Source organism: Bradyrhizobium sp. IC4059 (genome assembly GCF_020193615.1).
In the GTDB taxonomy this organism is placed as follows: Bacteria; Pseudomonadota; Alphaproteobacteria; order Rhizobiales; family Xanthobacteraceae; genus Bradyrhizobium; species Bradyrhizobium yuanmingense.
Genome location: NZ_JADYVH010000013.1, coordinates 109,616 through 128,679, shown reverse-complemented (window position 1 = coordinate 128,679; position 19,064 = coordinate 109,616). Strand labels below are relative to the sequence as shown.

Below are 19,064 nucleotides of genomic sequence, written 5' to 3'. Positions count from 1 at the left end.
CCGCATGCGTTCCTCAACCGCAGGACGGGCCGAATTCCCCCCCCCAATCGGGCTCGCCCCGGTCAGGCCGTCTCCGTCAACGTCGGCAACCCATCCGACGCTGCTGCGAGAAGACGCAGGACTTTGCCATGGCGCTCAGCGCATCGCTTCTCGTCGCACGGCCGCGGCTGCGCCAGGCATCGAGTCGGATTGGCTCATGGAAGGATGTTACAATCGGATGATGAGAAGGGCGAGGTGACGGATGCTTCAGTTGTTGGTCTTCGTGGCGGGCGTCGTCGGCACCGGCTGGTTGATCGGCGCGACCAATCCCCCCGGTGAATGGTATGCCGGCCTTGCCAAGCCGAGCTTCGTCCCGCCGAACTGGGCGTTCCCGATCGCCTGGACCATCCTTTACGTTCTGATCGCTGTTGCGGGGTGGCGAACCTTTCGCCGTGAGCCCAGGGGCAAGGCGATGCTGGCCTGGGCGGCGCAAATGGCGCTCAACTTCATTTGGTCTCCGCTCATGTTCACGATGCACCAGATCGGCGCCGCGCTCGTCATTCTCGTCGGCCTGTTCATCGCGATCGTGACCTACATCGGTCTCGAGCTGTCACGCGACAGGCTCGCCGCCGCATTGTTCGTGCCCTACGCAGCCTGGGTCGTGTTCGCCGGTGTGCTCAATGCGGCGATCTGGCGCTTGAATTGAGGCGCTCAGTCCGGATGGATTCAAAAAACGATCTCACGCTTGTGAGTGGCAAGCCGTAGCCTGTGCTTCCATATGAGCCCGCGGAGGACAAGGCCCATGCAATACAGCTCCGAGCTCATTCACACGATGCGTCAGGCATTGGAGACCGTGATGGCAAGCGTACCGGCGCATCAATCCGTGTTCGGCCTGAAAGCGGCCGTCGCCGAATGCATCCTGAACGCCGCCGCACACGGCCACACGTCATACGATGGATTGGTGACGGCAGCGTCCGACCAGCTCCAGGCGATCATCGCGATGCTGACGTGAGGGCCGGCCTCGTGCTCGTCTTCACGGTTCGGGTGCTGCGGGTCAGTGGGTGAGAGGCGCTGCTTCCTGCGCGCGGAGCTCTCGTCCAGTGCGCTGCCCAGCGCCGGGGTCAGCATCGCGAGCAGCTCCGGATTGTGCCCGGGGGATATCGAACGCCCGGACAAATCTTACGCAATGCCGCCAATGATGAGATCGAAAGATCTTTCGTGCGTCGCTTTCGAGTAGTTTATCGCCCGGTGTAGCCGCCGTTAATATAGACAGTCTGGCCCGTGACCCAATGCGATGCTGGCGACGCAAGGAACCGAATCAGCGGAACGACGTCGGAGACCGTGCCGAGGCGCCCCGCTACAGAAAGACGCGTCGCGTAGGCGATGGCGGCCGCGTCCTCAGGCGCCCGATAGAAGGGTGTATCTATCGGTCCGGGCGCAACGGCATTGACCGTGACACCGCGAGGCCCGAGTTCGCGCGCCATGGAGCGCGTGAACTGTTCGAGAGCTGCTTTCGATCCCTGATATAACGCATAGTTGGGAAGGTAGCCGTCGATCAGCGACGAGCATGCATTAATGATTCGCCCACCGTCCGGAAGATGACGGCTCACCTCCTTCATTATGAAAAAGCTCGCCTTGGCGTTCACTCCGAACACGTCGTCGTATTCGGCCTCGCTGATTTCGGCCACCGGCTTCTTGACCATGCGACCGGCGTTGTTGATCAGTATGTCGATGCGACCGAATTCGCGCAGCGTCGCCTCCACGAGGCGCGAATGAGTCGGCATTTCGTGGAGTTCGCCTTCGATAGTGGCGGCACGAGCACCCTGTGCGCGGACAAGGTGCGCTGCAGTCTCGGCATCAGCTCGATCGCCCGCGTCATGATAGTGGATCATGATGCTCGCACCGTCCGCTGCGAGTCCTGCTGCATATGCGCGGCCGAGATTGCGCGGCCCTCCGGTGATTAGCGCGACTTTTCCCGCGAGAACACGGGTTGGGTCTCCCGACTGATTCGTTTGGGCGTCTGTTCGACCGACTGCAGCCGCCGTAGCCGCCGCCGCGGTGATGCCAAGTGTCATCGAACGACGCGATAGCCAAATGTTTTCGTTTTGAGTCATGGTTATCCTGCGCCTCCGCTTCAGCATGTCAGCAGGCCGTCGTTCACAAAAACGGCTTGGCTCTCCGGTCACGCGAACCTAGAGGCATGAGGCCGCTGCGCGGCAGGTCGATTCTTGCTCTCTTTTGCTTCAGCGCGCGCGGATATCAGACGGCAACAGACCTGTCCGGGCACGGAACTGACGACGAAAATGATTGATGTTCGAATAGCCGAGGTCGGCGGCGATCGCTTCAACGCTATCGGGCGTGTTCCGAAGGCGTTGGCGCGCGTGCTCTAGGCGGCGGCTCGACACATATTGATGCGGCGGAGATCCGGTGGCGGCCTTGAACGCCCTGGCAAAGTGAAACGGACTTAGTGCCGCAACTTCGGCCAGCCGCGCGAGCGTCAGATCCGTGGCGGTGTGTGCTTCTACAAAATCCAGCACTCTGCGCAGGCGCCGAGTATCCAGCGAGCCTTTTGAGCGCTCGATCGCCCGCCCTCCGAATTTTCCGCACAAGACAATCGCGTAGAGGGTCCGCACCAATGAATCGCGTTCGACGTCGTTCAAATGATGCCTCCCGCGCGCGGCTGCGCGGAAACGGTCAACGATCGCCCATGCGTGAAAGTTCTCCCAGCCATGAATATCGGCAAGATCGGCATGGCCCTCAGCACCAAGTTCCTCGGCAATTTGCCTCCGCAGCGAGCCATCCGCTGAAATTTCTACCACTTCAGCGGGCGAAGTTGTTCGCACCCATTTGACCGGTTCTCCGCCGGTCAGACCGATTGTTCCGGCAGGCGCATCGCGAGCGACCGTGCGTCCATTCGCCAGCATTACAGCGGCGTTCTTCTGGCCGTTAAACCCCACCGCGATCGCTCCAGGCAGCGCGAGCGATGCATCACCTGCGTCCGCCGCGGGCGGCAGACGGAGGTGCGCTACGCGCACGCTCCCCCATGTGAACCGGGCTATGTCGATGCGATTGAACATCCGACGTGAGATTTGGGGGACGGTGTACGTCGCATCAAGCCCGGTATCTCGCCGCCAATCGGTAACATTCGTTGCTCCGGGAGAGAGGCTCCGGCGGGCAGAACTGGCTGCGAGCCGAGGCCGTTGCATCGAAGACGTGATCGAAAAGGCTCTGGTGAATGTGGGGCGGTTCGGTAGCGCGAGCGACATTCCGCTGCTTCGCGCTTGGTCACTCTATCCTGATCTGGGGTGTGCTTCGCGATACAGGCCATCAGGGAGATTGATGAAGCGACCGGCCAGATGAAGCTGCCTGCCGAGGGCTAGTTGAGGTAGGGCTAGTTGAGGTAGCGCGCCGCATCGAGGGAGCTGCGCGTCAATCGGTGACAATATCGCGCAAATCACAAAATGGCGCACCCGACACGATTCGAACGTGTGACCTTTGCCTTCGGAGGGCAACGCTCTATCCAGCTGAGCTACGGGTGCTAGTCGAGGTTCATTTAGCCGATTGGCGCGGGGCGGGCAACCGCTTCTCGATGGAAGCGCGCTTCAGGCCGATTTGCGCCTGACCGGGTCCGGAACCGGCTTGCCGCCGAGGGCGGCGAATTCGGCCAAACTCCTGTCGGCGCAGATGACGCGGTTGCGGCCGAGCCGTTTGGCGACATAGAGCGCCTCGTCGGCCGCGCCGAGCAGCCGGTCGGGGCCGCCGTCGGCACCGCCGGGAATATGGCTTGCGACGCCGACGCTGAGGGTAACGTGGTCGCCGGCGCCGATCGCGCCATGGGCGATCGCCAAGGCCATCACGGCGCAGCGGATCGCCTCGGCCACCATGCAGGCGCTGTCGCAATCCATGTCGGGGAGGATCAGCGCAAACTCCTCGCCGCCATAGCGGCTGGCGAGGTCGAGCGGGCGCACCGCATGCCGGCTGACGACGTCAGCGACCGCGCGCAGGCACTCGTCGCCGCTCTGGTGGCCGTGCTGGTCGTTGAACAGCTTGAAATGGTCGACGTCGACGAACAGCAGCGCCAGCGGCTTCTGCGTGCGCTGGGCACGGGCCCATTCGCCGAGCAGCATCTGGTCGAAGGCGCGGCGGTTCGCGAGGCCAGTGAGCCCGTCCTTGGTCGCGAGCTCCTTCAGCGCCATCTCGGCGCGCTTCTGGTCGGTGAGGTCGCGCAGCGTCTCCACCACCGCGATCAGGTTGCCGGCCTCGTCGTGGATCGGGCCGGCGTCGATGGCGAGATAGAGCTGGCTGCCGAGTTTGGGCATCACGCACCAGTTCTCCGCTGAGAAGCCGAGCCCGTTGTGGCCGCGCGCGGCATATTCCGAATAATACTCCGGCAACTGCTCGGGCCGGTCGAGCGCGACGAGGTCGGCAAGGCAGGGGCGCTTCGTCTCGTAGAATGCCTGCCAGTGCTTGCTGGTGCCGATCACTTCGGCGGCCCCGACGCCGGTCAGCCGCTCGCAGGCTCTGTTCCAGATCACGACGCGGCGCTTCGGGTCAATCACGAAGGTCGGCACCACGAGGTGCTGCATCAGCCGGACGGCGTAGGAATCGGCGACGTCGAGCGCCTTGCGCGACTTCGGCATCAGGCCACCGCAGCCACGGGCAAGCCATCGGAGGTACCGAACAGCTTGCGTACCTCGCTGGCCGGCTTCGGTGCACTGAACAGATAGCCCTGCATCTGCGTGCAGCCGAGCGCGCGCAGCATGTCGCGCTGCGCCTCGGTCTCGACGCCCTCGGCGACCGTGGTCATGCTGCTGGCGGCCGCGATGTTCACCACCGCCTGCACGATGATGGGCGAGCCGCTCGCCTCGGCGATGTCGACGACGAAGCAGCGGTCGATCTTGATCTTGTCGAACGGGAAGCGCTTCAGATAGCTCAGCGAGGAATAGCCGGTGCCGAAATCGTCGAGCGCGATGCGCACGCCGATCGACCGCAACTGGTGCAGGATCGAGAGCGCCGCCTCGTCGTCGCGGATCAGCACGGCCTCGGTGATCTCGAGCTCGAGCCGGCGCGGGTCGAGGCCGGAGGCGGCGAGCGCGCCCGCGATTCGCAGCGCCAGCGTGTCGCATTTGAGCTGCACGGGCGAGACGTTGACCGCGAGGCGCACATGCGCCGGCCAGGTCGCGGCCTCACTGCAGGCGGTGCGCAGCACCCAGTCGCCGAGCTCGGTGATGAGGCCGGTGTCCTCGGCGACCGGAATGAACTCCGCCGGCGACACCATGCCGCGCTGGGGATGGCGCCAGCGCAGCAGCGCCTCGCAGCCGGAGACTTCACCCGAGCGCAGGTCGACCAGCGGCTGATAGTGAATCTCGAAGCCGCCGTTGACGAGGGCCTGGCGTAAATCCTGCTCCATGCTGAGGCGTGCCTTGGCGCAGGCATCCATTGCGGGCTCGAAGAAGCGGTGGGTGCGCCGCCCCTCGGCCTTGGCCCCGTACATCGCGAGGTCGGCGTTCTTGACCAGCTGATCGAGATCGGCGCCGTCCTGGGGCGCCAGCGCGATGCCGATGCTGGCATCGGTGGAGAGCTGATGGCCGAGGCAATGATAGGGCTGCCGGATCGCCTGGTAGATCCGCTTCACGAAGGACAGCACGTCGGCGGAAGACCCGATGTCGGTCTGGATCACGGCGAATTCGTCGCCCCCGAGCCGCGCGATCAAATCGCCCTGCTTGAGACAGCCGCGCAGACGGCCGCCTATCGCCTTCAACAGCTCGTCGCCGACGTGATGACCGAGCGAATCGTTGATGCCCTTGAACTCGTCGACGTCGATGTAGAGCAGCGCAAACTGGCCGCCTTCGGCGACCTTCTCCAGCTCGCATTCGATCTGCTCGCGGAACAGGGCCCGGTTCGGCAGGTCGGTCAGCGCGTCGTAATGCGCCATATGCGCGATCTTCTCGTGATCGCGCCGCCGCTCCGTGACGTCCTCGACGACATTGATGATGTAGCGCGGCTCGCCCGATCTGTCGCGGATTCCGATCCGGGTGGACGTGATGTAGCGCCGTCCGATGCTTGGCGTGGTCCACACGTGCTCGTCCAGGAACAGCCCGTCCGGCGATTGCAGCAGCTTGTCGTCGTCCCGGGTGATGATCCCGGCGGTTTCTGCCGGATAGAGATCGAACGCGGTCTTGCCGACGATCGTCTTGCTGGTTTCGCCGAGTTGTTGCTCGGCCACCTGGTTGGCCAGCAGGTAGCGCCGCGTGCGGGCATCCTTCACGGTGATCCGTGACGGGATATGGTCGATGATCTCGCGCAGGAAGGTGTAGTTGCGGTCGCGCTCCTGCTCCAGATTGCGCTGCTCGGTGATGTCCTCGATCGTGGCGACCCAGCCGCCCTGCGCGAGCGGCGTGTTGATGACCTGGAAGGCGCGGCCGTTGGCCAGCTGATGCGTTCTCGTCGAGACCGTGCCTTCGGCGACGACCCTCATGACGTCGGCGCAAAACGCTTCGACATCGCCATCGAATGCGCCGCGCTCCTTGCGATGATACATCGCCTCGCGGATGTGGCAGCCGGGCTTGATGACGTCGTGGGACAGGCCGAACATGTCGGCGTAGCGGCGGTTGCAGGTGACGATGGTGCCGCCCGCGTCGTACAGGATCAGCCCTTGCGACATGTTGTTGAGGGCGGTGTCGAGCCGCAGCCGCTCCGCTTCGATGCGCTGCTGGGCTTCGCGGTTCTGCCGGTTGATCTGGCGGATGATCAGATAGAGGATCAGCGCGATCACGCTGGCCGCGACGCCTGCCGTGGCCACCATGAAGCCGGTTTGCTGCCGCCAGTCCGCAAGTGCCGCTGCCGTGGTGTTGGTGGCGATGATGACCAGCGGGAAATGCGTCAGCGACGCAGCCGAGCCGAGCCGCTCCTCACCGGTGACGGGGCTCCTGCCGCGGAGCGTCTGCTGACCGCCTTCGGCCAGCACTTTCTGCATCAGCGGCCCGTCCTTGAAGTTCCGCCCGATCAGCTCCTCGGCGTGCGGATAGCGCGCCAGCATCTTGCCCTCGCGATCGAACAGCGAGATGGCCGTGCCGTCGGCGAGCGCGACCGAAGCGAAATATTGCTGATAGCTGCTCGGGTCGATCCGCCGCACCATGGCGCCGAGGAATGTGCCGTCCGCGCCGCGCAGCCGGCGTGCGACGACCGTGGTCCATTTGCCGATGATGAGGCTGCGGACCGATTCCAGGATGACCGGCTCGGCCGCCGGGTTGAACTTGAACGACTGGAAATAGCCGCGCGAGGAGATGTTGATCTTGGGCAGCGGCTGGGCCCGCGACCAGTTGATCAGATCGCCCTCGGCATCGTAGATCGCGATGTCGCCGAGATACGACACGGAGCTGATCTTGCTGCGCAGCATCTGGTTTGGCGCAGGCCCGGACATGCGCTCGCGGAACATCGCAGGCGAGGTGATCTCCGCCAGGTTCATCTGTCCGATCAGGTCGGCGGCGACGACGTCGGAATCCTCGAATTGCTGATCGAAATGCCGCGCGATCAGCTTCACCGTGTTCTCGAGCTCGCGTTCGCGGTTGGCGAGGGTCCGCTCGCGAAACTCGCCGACGGCGATGGCCGTGGCGATGAAGATTCCCGCGACCAGAAGCACGCCGCACAGGGTCAGCCACAGGACGGGACCACGCCGCGCCAAGGCCTCCCAGCCGTTCCTCGCGGCTCGAGACATTCCGGCTGCTACGCTGGCAAAGACCTGGCGCATTCCCCCTCGCTGGAGGACCACGAATACACCGCACAAATGGCGCAAACCTTAGGAAAGCCAGTTACCTAAGCATTAATCCGGCTCGTGTGATCGCATCCATCCTAGCGCTGCGCCCATCGCACGCGGCGCTTCTGTCGCGCACGCTGCAATCGCGGCGCCGCATCGTGAATCATCGGTTAATGCCCGGGTCCTGCGGGCTTCTTGCCGCCGCCATGGCGCAGCCGTCCGACCACGCCGGTCGGGAAAAAATAGACGCTGGCGATGAACAGCAGCCCGAGCCACAGCAGCCAGCGGTCGGGATGCAACAGCCCCGGCAGCAACGGCAGCCCGGCTTCGCCCGCCGCCTTGGAGGCGACGCCCATCAGCGACTGCAGATAGTTCTGGGCGAGGATGAAGATGGTGGCGCCGATGATCGCGCCGTAGATCGTGCCCATGCCGCCGATCACCACCATCAGCAGGATGTCGAGCATGATGGAGAAGCTCAGCGAGGTGTCGGGACCTGCATAGCGCAGCCACAGCGCATTCAGGATGCCGGCGCTGGCTGCGACGAGAGCGGCGAGGCAGTTGGCGTAGGTGAGGTGGAACACGGTGCGGAAGCCGAGCGCCTCGGCCCGGAAACGATTTTCGCGGATCGCCTGCAGCACGCGCCCGAACGGCGAGTTCACGACGCGCAGCAGCGCGAGGATCATCAGGGCCGAGATCGCGAACACCAGGTAGAAGGTCAGGATGCGGCCGTTGATCTCGAAGCCGAACAGGTTCTTGGAGATCAGCACCGTGCCGGGGCGCAGCAGCTCCGGCAGCTGGAAGCTGCGCCCGTCCTCACCACCGGTCAGCCAGGACAGCTGCGAGGCCAGCACCTGGAAGGCCGAGGCGACCGCGAGCGTGATCATGGCGAAGAAGATCGCCGCGACCCGCAGCGAGAACAGCCCGATGGCGAGCGCAAGCAGGGCTGCGAGCGGCAGGCCGGCGACGATGCCGGTGGCGACCGCGGCCCAGTTCGGACCCATGCCGTACAGCGCGATCGCGATCGCGTAGCTGCCGATGCCGTAGAACATGGTGTGGGCGAACGACACCGAGCCGGTATAGCCGAGCAGGAGATCGTAGGAGGCGACGAGGGCTGCGAAGATGCAGATCTTGGCCGCGACGTTCAGTGCCTTGGCGCCCGGGAACAGGAATGGCGTTGCCGCCAGCGCCAGGATGATGACGACGAGAACGAGCGTCAGGACGCGGCTGCGCGGCGGATCGCCTGAGAGGATCATCATCGGCTGGTCACCGCATAGAGGCCGCGCGGCCGCCACATCAGAATGGCGACCATCAGCAGGATGTTGGAGACGAGGGCGAGCTTCGGCACCAGGAAGCCGCCGTAATTGGCGACCATGGCGACGAGGATGGCGCCGATGAAGCAGCCGCCGATCGATCCCAACCCGCCGATGATGACGACGATGAAGATCAGGACGGTGAGGTCGTCACTCATGGAGGCGTGCACCTGCTCGCGGTAAAGCGCCCACATCACGCCGCCGAGGCCGGCCAGCGCCGATCCGGTCATGAACACGCCGAGGAACAGGCGGCGGATGCGGTAGCCGAGCGCCTCCACCATCTCGCGGTTCTCGACGCCGGCGCGGATCAGGAGGCCGAGCTTGGTGCGGTTGAGCACGAGCTGGATCGCGATGAAGACGGAAAGCCCGATCAGCATCGCCAGCACGCGGTACTTGGCGATCGCGACGTCGCCGATGATGAAGGAGCCGCGCAGCGAGGCCGGCAGCGGCATCGGGATGATCTGCGGCCCCCACAGCGCATAGAGCGTCTGCTCGGCGACGATCAGGCCGCCGGTGGTCATCAGGATCTGCTTCAGGTGCTGGCCGTAGACGGGAAGGATGAGCACGCGCTCGACGACGAGGCCGAGCGCACCCGACACCGCCATTGAGAGCAGCGCGGCTGGCCCCAGCACCGCGAGGTTCATCCAGAGCGAATCGGCCTGGATGGACGCCGCGAACGGCGCCAGCACCAGGGTCGCGACATAGGCGCCGACGGCGATGAAGGCGCCGTGGCCGAAATTGAGCACGTCCATCAGGCCGAACACCAGCGTTAGCCCTGAGGCCATGATGAAGATCATCATGCCCATGGCGAGGCTCGCGACGGTCAGCGTCAGCCAGGACGAGGTCGATCCGATCAGCGGGATCATCAGCAGCGCGAGCGCGAGCGGCAGCAGGATCGGCGCGAGATCGCGCTTCGGCTTCGGCAGCGGATCGGTTGCGGCAAGGTCTGTCACTGATGCGCCTCCAGGCTCAGGCCGAGCAGCCGCTCCTGCAGCGGCACGTCGGCGGCGAGTGCCGCCATCTCGCCGCGATGAACGATGGTGCCGTTGTCCATCACCAGCACGTTGTCACCGAGCTCGCGGGCGGCAAAGAAATTCTGCTCGACCATCAGGATCGTGGCGCCCTTGCGCTTGATCTCCTTCAGGCACTCGATCAGCGCCATCACGATGGCGGGCGCGAGGCCCTTGGTCGGCTCGTCGATCAGGAGCAGCTTGCGCGGCTCGACGATCGCGCGCGCAATCGACAGCATCTGCTTCTGCCCGCCCGACAGGCTTCCCGCGCGCGACAGCCAGAAGCGGCGCAGCGCCGGGAAGAAGCCGAAGATCCAATCCAGCTGCTTGTCGTCGAGCGGCGCGTCGCGCGCCGCCAGCACCAGGTTCTCCTTCACCGTGAGATCGGAGAACACTGCCATGCTCTCCGGCACGTAGCCGACGCCGAGCCGCGCGATGTCGGGCGTCGCAAGGCTCTCGATGCGCTGGCCTGCCAGGGTGATCTCGCCTTTCGAGGCCTGCCACAGGCCTATGATGGTCCGCAGCGTCGTGGTCTTGCCGGCGCCGTTGCGGCCGAGCAGCATCGTGACCTGTCCTTCCGCAACGGCGAGATCGATGCCCTGCAGGATGTGATAGCGCCCGATATGGGTGTGCACGCCGGAAAGCTTGAGGAGATCGCTCATGCTGCGCTCCCTGCAGCGTTCTTGGGCGCGATGCCGAGATAGGCTTCCTGCACGATCGGCGAGGCGATCACCTCCGCAGGTACGCCGTCCGCCACCAGCTGCCCGTTATGCAGCACGATGATGCGGTCGGCGAGCGAGCGCACCACGTCCATCTTGTGCTCGACCAAGAGGATGATCTTGCTCCTGTCCTGCTTGAGCTGCGCGATCAGGTTCAGGACGATCGGCACCTCGTCGATGCTCATGCCGGCGGTCGGCTCGTCGAACATGAAGACTTTTGGCTCGAGCGCGATCATCAGCGCCACCTCGAGCTTGCGCTGGTCGCCATGCGACAACGCGGTCGCAGTGACGCCGCGGCGATTGCCGAGCGCGACCTGGTCGAGAATGGCGTCGGCGCGCGCGATCAGGTCGCGGCGCACCATCCAGGGCCGCAGCATGTCGTAATGCGTGCCCGCTGCCGCCTGCACTGCGAGGCGGACATTCTCTTCCACTGAGAGGTTCGGGAAGAGATTGGTGAGCTGGAAAGCACGTCCGAGACCCGCACGGGTGCGCATTGGTGCGGAATGCTCGGTGATGTCGGCGCCGTCGAACAGGATGCTGCCGCCGGATGCCCGCAGCTGGCCCGAGATCAGATTGAAATAGGTGGTCTTGCCGGCGCCGTTCGGCCCGACGATGGCGGTGAGCTCGCCCGGGCGAAACGTGCAGGAGACATTGTTGACCGCGACATGGCCGCCGAAGCGGATGGTGAGGTCGCGGGTTTCGAGGGTGAGCGGCATGGAGAGTCTGGCAAATGATGAAACGAGATAGATCCGCAGGTCACGCTGCGCTCCCTCCCCCGCTTGCGGGGGAGGGTCGGGGAGAGGGCTGTCTCCGCAGGCGAGAACCCCCAAGAGGAAGGAGTCCTCTCCCGGCCTCTCCGCATCCGCCTTCGCCAAGGCTTCGGCGGACGAGAGCGGGAGAGGTGAAGCAAGAAAGCTTACCGCTTGTTCTTGATCGGAACGTTCATGTCCTCGATCTTCAGCTCGCGCACCGGCTCGAGCACGGCCCAGGCGACGTTCGGATCGACCTTGACCTTGAAGTGATACATGCTCTGCAGCGCCTGATGGTCCTCTTTCCGGAACACCATCTTGCCCTTGGGCGTGTCGAACTCCAGGCCCTCCATCGCGCTGATCAGCTTCTCGGTGTCGGTCGACTTCGCCTTGGTGACGGCGGCGACGACGGACATCGCAGCCGCAAAGCCGCCCGCGGTGAAGAAGTCCGGCGGCGCGTTGAAGCGCTTCTGATGCTCGGCGACGAGCCAGTCGTTCACCGGGTTCTTCGGGATCTCATAGAAGTAGTAGGTCGCGCCTTCCATGCCGGGCAGACCCTTATAGGCGGCGAGCGCCGGCAGGATGTTGCCGCCGGTGGAGAGCTCGATGCCGTAGCGCTTCGGGTCCATGTCCTGGAGCTTGGCCAGCGGATTGCCGGCGCCGGCCCAGATCACCCAGATCACCTTGCGGCCCGGCTTGTCCTTCAGCGCGTCGAACAGGCGCTGGCCGACCGCGGTGAAGTCGGTGGTCGAGGTCGGGGCATATTCTTCGGCCGCGAGCGTCGCGCCGGTCTTGGCGAGCGCCTCCTTGAACGCGGCGACGCCGTCGCGGCCGAAGGCGTAGTCCTGCGCCAGCGTCGCCACGGTGACGCCCTGCTTGCCGATCGCGACCGCGTTGGAGATCGCGTCCTGCGAGGAGTTGCGCGCCGTGCGGAAGATGTAGCGATTCCATTTCTCGCCGGTAATCTGGTCCGCGACCGCGGGCTCGACGATCAGGATCTTCTTGTTCTCCTCGGCGACGGGAAGAATGGCGAGCGCCGCGGCCGACGAGGTCGTGCCGATCGCGATATCGACCTTGTCATCCTGATAGGCCTCCGAGAGCGCGGCCTTGGCGAGGTCCGGCTTGCCCTGGTCGTCCTTGGTGATGATGACGATCTTGCGGCCGTCGAGCGTCATGCTGCCCTTGGTGGCGTATTCGAATCCCATCTTCAGGCCGGTCTCGGTCTGCTTGGCGTAGGCCTCGAGCGGACCGGTCTTGCCGTAGATCAGCGCGATCTTGAGATCGTCGGCGAGCGCGGAGGTGCCCGCGCCGAGCGCGAGGATGGTTGTTGTTATGATGAGTGATCGACGCACGATGGTCCCTCCTGATGTAAAGTTTCTGCCAACAGCGATTTGCACAACGTCACGAACATTGCAATTGATCCTTCCGGCGGCGTGCGCCGGCGCGAGAGCATGCATCATTTTTGAGCCTGGCTCGCATTGCGCGCCGCGCCGGCCTCGACCTGGCGCCAGTCCGACTGCGCTTCCTCCGCGCTCTCGAAGATGTGCGGCGCGACGCCGCGCTTCTCCAGGGCTTCGCCGAGCTTGATGCGCAGGAAACCCGACGTGGTGTAGCGCGACACGCCGGAATAGAAGCGGTCGACGAGGCTGCGCACCATGGCCGAATAATCGTCCATCAGTTCCGGCAGGATAGAAAAATTGTCATAATTGACGATGGCGTAGACGCGGCGTCCGAGCGGCGCCAGGCGGGCCTCGACGATGGCGGCGATGGTGTCGATCTCCGCCTTGCTGCGCAGCGGATAGCGCTCGAGATTGACGAAGAACAGGTTCTGCTGCTCGTCCAGCGTGAAGCGCTGGTCGAGCGGGATGGTGAGCAGGCGCTCGCGCAGATCCATCAGGCCGTCGCCGAAGATGCGCGCGTCCATCAGGGCGGGGTCGCGCGGGATCAGCGGCTTGAAGTCCATCAGGCGCAGGATGTCGCGCTCGATGTCGATGCCGGGCGCGACCTCGACGAGCTCGAGCCCGTCCTCCCGGAGCTCGAACACGCAGCGCTCGGTGACGTAAAGGGTGCGTTGCTTGCGCGCGGCGGCAAACGGGCCGCTGAAGGTGACGTGCTCGACATTCTCGACGAATTTGCGCGACGTGGCCTCGTCCAGGATGACGAGCTTGCCGTCCTTCACCGCGATGCGTTGCTTGCCCGCACCGAACGTGCCGACGAAGATCACTTCCTTGGCGTTCTGGCTGATGTTGATGAAGCCGCCAGCGCCTGCGAGCTTCGGCCCGAACTTGCTGACATTGAGGTTGCCGGCGCGGTCGACCTGGGCAAGCCCAAGGAAGGCGGCGTCCAAACCGCCGCCGTCGTAGAAGTCGAACTGGTACGGCTGGTCGATCACCGCCTGCGTGTTGATCGCCGCGCCGAAATCGATGCCGCTCGCCGGGATGCCGCCGATCACGCCCGGCTCCGCCGTCAGCGTGATGAGGTCGATGATCCGCTCTTCATTGGCGACCGAGCCGATCCCCTCGGGCATGCCGATGCCGAGATTGACGACGCTGTTGGCCTTCAGCTCCAGCGCCGCGCGCCGGGCGATGATCTTGCGCTCGTTGATCGGCATCACCGGCAGCGAGGCGGCGCGGACCCGGATCTCGCTCGAGAAGGCCGGATTGTATTGCGTGCCGAAAGTCTGCCAGTGGTTCTCGGGCCTTGACACCACGACACAGTCGACGAGGATGCCGGGAATCCTCACTTGACGCGGATTGAGGCTGCCGGCCTCGGCGACGCGCTCGACCTGGGCGATGACGATGCCGCCGGAATTATGCGCCGCCATGGCGATGGCAAGCGCCTCCAGCGTCAGGGCCTCCTTCTCCATGGTGAGATTGCCGTCGGGATCGCCGGTGGTGGCGCGGATGATCCCGACATCGATCGGGAAGGTCTTGTAGAGCAGGCACTCCTCGCCGCGCAGCGTGATCAGCTCCACCAGGTCCTCGGTGGTGCGTGCGTTCAGCTTGCCGCCGCCGTGCCGGGGGTCGACGAAGGTGCCCATGCCGACACGGGTGATGTGGCCGGGCCGGTGCGCGGCGATGTCGCGGAACAGGTGCGTGATGACGCCCTGCGGCAGGTTATAGGCCTCGATCTGGTTCGCGATCGCGAGCTGCTGCAGTTTCGGCACAAGGCCCCAATGCCCGCCGATCACGCGCCGCACCAGGCCTTCATGTCCGAAATGATTGAGGCCGCGCTGCTTGCCGTCGCCCTGCCCGGCCGCGTAGACCAGCGTCAGATTGCGCGGCTTGCCTTGCGTATAGGGGGCATCGCCCTCATGGGACAGATAGAGCTCCTCCAGTGCGACGGCGATCTCCTCGGCAAAGCCGATGCCGACGAAGCCGCCGGTCGCCACCGTGTCGCCGTCGCGGATCAGCATGACGGCTTCATTCGCCGAGACGACCTTGCCCTTCTCGGAATTGCGCAAGTAAGGCAGAGCTGGATGATGGCTCACGGCGTTCCTCCCGCTCCCTGGACCGTAGGCCTTGTTGTGCTTGATCTTATCGCGAAGCGCTGCCCCGGAACAGGTTGCTCCTCGCGAAGGAAAGACGGCAAAGCGGAGAGCAAGGTCCGCGCCAGATCCCGCAACGTCGCGCAAAACCGCTGAAATCTGCGGCAATTGCCTGCAATCTGTCCCGGAAGAGCAGCCGGGTGCGGTGTCCGGAATCCGAGACTCCGGACAGTCCGGTGTCTCGAAACTCAGACGGGCGCCGATCCCGAGGCGAGGCCGAACTTGGCGAGCTTCTTGTAGAAGGTCGCGCGCGAGATCCGCAGCATCCTGGCGGCCTCGGTGATCTGGCCGTTGCTGGCGGCGAGCGCCTGCTCGAGCGTGTGCTTCTCGAACTCGGCCTCGGCCTCGGCATAGGGCACCACCAATCCGGCCGGGCGCTCGGCCGGTGCGAGCCTGACCTCGGTGCCGATGGGGAGGATGCGGGCGACATCCTCGCCGGTCAGCCGCCCGGAATCGCTGAGGATCAGCGCGCGCTCGAGGATGTTGCGGAGCTCGCGGACATTGCCCGGCCAATCGTAACGGGCGAGCGCAGCGAGCGCGCTCGGCGTGATCTTCGCCTTGACGTAGTCGCCCGACGCGCTGATGTCGTCGAGCAGCCGGGCGCAGATATCGGGGAGATCGTCGAGGCAGTGGCGGAGCGGCGGCAGGTCGACTGAAAGCACGTTGAGCCGGTAGTAGAGATCGGCGCGAAATGCGCCGTCGCTGACACGCTTGCGCAGGTCCACATTGGTCGCGGCGATGACGCGGACGTCGACCCTGGTGATCTTGTCCGAGCCGAGCGGCTCGATCTCGCGCTCCTGCAGCACGCGCAGCAGCTTGGCCTGCAATTGCAGCGGCATCTCGCCGATCTCGTCGAGGAACAGCGTGCCGCCGTCAGCGATGCGGAACTTGCCCTCGCGTCCCCGTCGGTCGGCGCCGGTATAGGCGCCCGGCGCAGTGCCGAAGAACTCCGACTCGATCAGCGTCTCGGGGATCGCGGCGACGTTGACGCTGACGAACGGCTTGTCGGCGCGCGAGGAGGCGTTGTGGATCGCCTGTGCCAGCATCTCCTTGCCCGTCCCGGTTTCGCCGGTGAGCAGGACGGTGACGCTCTGCCGCGCGGCGCGGCTGGCGATCTCCTTGGCGCGCGCGATCGCCGGCGTCGTGCCGACGAAATCGGCAAAGGTGAAGCGCGCCGCGCGGGCGTTGGACAATTGCCGCCGCGCCAGCCGCAGATCGCTCTCGAGCTGGGCGACGCGGGCGAGCAGGGGCTTCAGGCTTTCGAGATGATCATAGAGCACGAAGCCGATCGCGCCGATCACCGTCCCGTTCTCGTCCTCGATCGGCATGCGGGTGACGACGAGTTGCTCGCCGCCGAGCTCCATGATGTCGAGCAGGATCGGCTCGCCGGTCTCGGCCACCTTCCGCATCAGGCTGTTCGGGATGACCTCCTCGATCGACCGGCCGATCGCCTCGCTGGCATGGTCGAGACCGAGCGCGGCAAGATATTTCTCGTTGACGTAGACGACGCGCCCGCCGCGATCGATCGCAATCGCGCCCTCGCAGAGCTTCTCCAGCCGCTCGAACAGCGTTTCCATCGCGCGCGCACGGAGATAGGCGGGATCGCTGATCGAGGAGGCGGCGGCAGGCATGAGATACCTCGGGGAGGTCCGCCCCGTGTATTAGCAAAAGTGCAGCGATTTCAAAGGGGGAAATGGCGCCAAAGGAGGAATGGGCGCTGAACAATCGCTGTCGTCCCGGGGCGCGCAAAGCGCGAGCCCGGGACCCATAATCACAGGGCGCAGTGCTGCGCGACGCTCCCACTCCGAGTCTTTCCTTTTGGGTATGGGTCCCGGGTTCGCTTCGCGCCCCGGGACGACAGCGGTATGTGTCGCGCCGCCCCTACCTTCGATACCCGCTCGCCCGCGAATAGCCCTGGCGGTGCTGTTGCGCCGGGCGGCTTGCCACGCTGACCCGCGCCTCGCTCGAGGAGGGCGTTGCGAGCTTCAGCTCCTCCAGGAAGATCGGTCGGGAGAAATAATAGCCCTGCGCGTAGCGGATCTTGGTGGCGGCCTGCAGATAGGCCAGCTCCTCGTAGGTTTCGAGGCCTTCGGCGATCACCGTCATGCCGAGCGCCTCGCTCAAGGATTCGATCGCGCGCAGGATACCCTGGCTGCGCGGACGATTATGAATGTCGGTGATGAAGGAGCGGTCGATCTTGATCTCGTCGGCGGTGATGTCGGCCAGCGCCGAGAGCGAGGAATAGCCGGTGCCGAAATCGTCGATGGAGACGCCGACGCCGAGCTTGCGGAACATCGGCAGGATCTCGTCCTGAAAATGATTCTTGGCGACGAAAGCATCTTCCGTCACCTCGATCATGAACCGCTGCGGAAAGCCGGTCTCCTCCAGCGCCTGCGCAAAGCTGCGCATGAACTCGGGATTGCCGGCCTGCTTGGCGGCAACGTTGATGCTGATGGTCGCTTCCGGGCCGAACGTGTCGTTGATCAGGTCGATCGACTTGACGATCTCGGCGAGCACGAGATGGGTCAGCTCGTCGATCAGGCCGAGCTCGCCGGCGAGATTGATGAACGAGCCGGGCGCCTGGATCACGCCTTCGTCGTCGCGCAGGCGCACCAGGGCCTCGATGCCCTTCACGGCCTGCGTGCGGATGTCGACCTTGGACTGGAAGGCGCAGCAGAAGCGCTTTTCCAGGATGGCGAGCCGCAGCGACTGCTCGACCTTCATCCGCGCCTGCGCCTCGCGCTCCATGCTGGCATCGAAGAAGGCGGCCAGTCCCTTGCCATTGTTCTTGATGCGGTACATCGCGATGTCCGCGTTCTGCCGCAGCGTTTCGAAGCTGCGTCCATGGTCGGGATAGAGGCTGATGCCGACTGAGGTCGAGGCGAACACTTCCGAATGGTCGATGAAGAACGGCGCGGTCAGCCGTTCCAGCGTCGATTGCATGAATTCGGCGACTTCCTCCTGGCTCTGGACCGGTGACAGCAGCAGCAGGAATTCGTCGCCCGAGATGCGCGAGAGCATGTCGGAATCGCGCAAGTCCCGTCCGAGCCGCTTCGCCAGCTCGACCAGCAGCGCGTCGCCCACGGCGTGGCCGTAATAGTCGTTGATGTGCTTGAAATTGTCGACGTCGAGGAAGGCCAACGCAAAGCGTTCGCCGCCGTCGTCGCGCGCGAGCAAGGCATTGGCGCGGTGCTCGATCACGCGGCGCGAGGGCAGCCCGGTCAGCTCGTCGAAATAGGCCGAGCGGAACAGCTGGTCCTCGAAATTCTTCTGCTCGGTGATGTCGGAGGATGCCGAGATCAGCAGCTCGCGTCCGTCGAGACGAACGGGGCGATGGGTCGTGAGCAGCACCTTTCGCGCGGCGCCGACGTGAAGCGCTTCCTCGGTCACGACCGGCTGCCCGTCGCTCAGGGCCTGGCGGCAGGCCTCGCGCCGCGGCGTCAGATCGGGTGAAGGACGGCTGCCGTCCAGGCCGAGCTGCGCGGCGGCGGCATCGTTGACCAGCAGCAACTCGCCATGCGCGTCCTGCACGGTGAGGCCGGCCGGCAGCATTCTAACGATTTCCTTGAGAAAACCGAGCTCGGCTTCAGTCGCGCCGGAATATTGATTGTCGTTCATAGAAGTCATGAATCTTGTTGTTTCAGCGCGCCTTTGCAATGGGCGCGATCTTCCGCGGTTCCCTCTTAAGTTTGGTTAAGGGGTCAGGAGAAATACGGGGGTGTTTTGGAGAAAACTTGCGACGATCCGACGCGCGCTGGCGATCGTCATTAACGGAGCGTCAACGCGCTCGGCGAAACAGCGAAGTATCCGCGTGGGAGCGATTTCGCCTGCGGCCATCCTTCGAGACGCCCGCCGTGGGCGGGCCCTCAGGATGAGGGCCGGAGTGCGCTGCGCGATATCACCCGAGCACCGATGCCGCTTAGCCTCATCCTGAGGAGACCGCGAAGCGGTCGTCTCGAAGGACGAGGCGCTTGCTCAGGTCGCGCAAGTGCCA

At 64.8% G+C, this 19,064-nt stretch carries 14 protein-coding genes and 1 tRNA gene; 2 read left to right on the top strand and 13 right to left on the bottom strand.

Translation table 11 applies throughout. The annotated features are described in order from the left end of the window. The first annotated feature begins 241 nt into the window (after positions 1-241). Together I6F12_RS31495 and I6F12_RS31490 are read left to right on the top strand one after the other, a co-directional pair. A complete protein-coding gene (locus I6F12_RS31495; protein WP_225153648.1) occupies positions 242-685 on the top strand; it encodes a TspO/MBR family protein in 444 nt (147 codons plus the stop codon). 96 nt (positions 686-781) lie between these two features. After that, positions 782-991, top strand: a complete 210-nt coding sequence (locus I6F12_RS31490; RefSeq protein ID WP_225113284.1) for a hypothetical protein — start codon at positions 782-784, stop codon at positions 989-991. A gap of 226 nt (positions 992-1,217) precedes the next feature. Here the strand turns inward: I6F12_RS31490 and I6F12_RS31485 are convergent, their stop codons facing one another. The 13 genes from I6F12_RS31485 to I6F12_RS31425 form a co-directional block, all read right to left on the bottom strand. Next, complete coding sequence (locus I6F12_RS31485) at positions 1,218-2,093, bottom strand: SDR family oxidoreductase (RefSeq protein ID WP_225144829.1); 876 nt, start codon at positions 2,091-2,093, stop codon at positions 1,218-1,220. A gap of 129 nt (positions 2,094-2,222) precedes the next feature. Then, a complete protein-coding gene (locus I6F12_RS31480; RefSeq protein WP_225153646.1) occupies positions 2,223-3,056 on the bottom strand; it encodes an AraC family transcriptional regulator in 834 nt (277 codons plus the stop codon). A 385-nt stretch (positions 3,057-3,441) separates the two neighbouring features. Then, positions 3,442-3,518: transfer RNA gene (locus tag I6F12_RS31475), tRNA-Arg, on the bottom strand. A gap of 63 nt (positions 3,519-3,581) precedes the next feature. Further along, positions 3,582-4,619 carry a diguanylate cyclase gene (locus tag I6F12_RS31470; RefSeq protein ID WP_225113287.1) on the bottom strand — a complete coding sequence of 346 codons (1,038 nt, stop codon included), beginning with the start codon at positions 4,617-4,619 and terminating at the stop codon, positions 3,582-3,584. Continuing rightward, the gene (locus I6F12_RS31465; protein WP_225158000.1) at positions 4,619-7,729 is read right to left on the bottom strand and encodes an EAL domain-containing protein; all 3,111 of its coding nucleotides are present in this window, start codon (positions 7,727-7,729) and stop codon (positions 4,619-4,621) included. The genes I6F12_RS31470 and I6F12_RS31465 overlap by 1 nt, the downstream gene beginning before the upstream one ends. A gap of 176 nt (positions 7,730-7,905) precedes the next feature. Further along, positions 7,906-8,991: a branched-chain amino acid ABC transporter permease gene (locus I6F12_RS31460; protein WP_192893031.1), complete on the bottom strand. Its 1,086-nt coding sequence runs from the start codon at positions 8,989-8,991 to the stop codon at positions 7,906-7,908. After that, positions 8,988-9,998, bottom strand: a complete 1,011-nt coding sequence (locus tag I6F12_RS31455; protein ID WP_036002397.1) for a branched-chain amino acid ABC transporter permease — start codon at positions 9,996-9,998, stop codon at positions 8,988-8,990. The genes I6F12_RS31460 and I6F12_RS31455 overlap by 4 nt, the downstream gene beginning before the upstream one ends. Next, on the bottom strand, positions 9,995-10,717 hold the full coding sequence (locus I6F12_RS31450; protein WP_057025905.1) for an ABC transporter ATP-binding protein: 723 nt from the start codon (positions 10,715-10,717) through the stop codon (positions 9,995-9,997). The genes I6F12_RS31455 and I6F12_RS31450 overlap by 4 nt, the downstream gene beginning before the upstream one ends. Continuing rightward, the gene (locus tag I6F12_RS31445) at positions 10,714-11,490 is read right to left on the bottom strand and encodes an ABC transporter ATP-binding protein (RefSeq protein ID WP_225157999.1); all 777 of its coding nucleotides are present in this window, start codon (positions 11,488-11,490) and stop codon (positions 10,714-10,716) included. The genes I6F12_RS31450 and I6F12_RS31445 overlap by 4 nt, the downstream gene beginning before the upstream one ends. 200 nt (positions 11,491-11,690) lie before the next feature. Further along, a complete protein-coding gene (locus I6F12_RS31440) occupies positions 11,691-12,875 on the bottom strand; it encodes a substrate-binding domain-containing protein (protein ID WP_036002387.1) in 1,185 nt (394 codons plus the stop codon). Positions 12,876-12,979: 104 nt separating this feature from the next. Continuing rightward, entirely contained in the window at positions 12,980-15,013 is a 2,034-nt protein-coding gene (locus I6F12_RS31435; RefSeq protein WP_225157998.1) for an acyl CoA:acetate/3-ketoacid CoA transferase, read from the bottom strand. A gap of 245 nt (positions 15,014-15,258) precedes the next feature. After that, a complete protein-coding gene (locus I6F12_RS31430; protein WP_036002382.1) occupies positions 15,259-16,701 on the bottom strand; it encodes a sigma-54-dependent Fis family transcriptional regulator in 1,443 nt (480 codons plus the stop codon). Positions 16,702-16,951: 250 nt separating this feature from the next. Further along, entirely contained in the window at positions 16,952-18,688 is a 1,737-nt protein-coding gene (locus tag I6F12_RS31425; RefSeq protein ID WP_225157997.1) for an EAL domain-containing protein, read from the bottom strand. Positions 18,689-19,064: the final 376 nt, after the last annotated feature.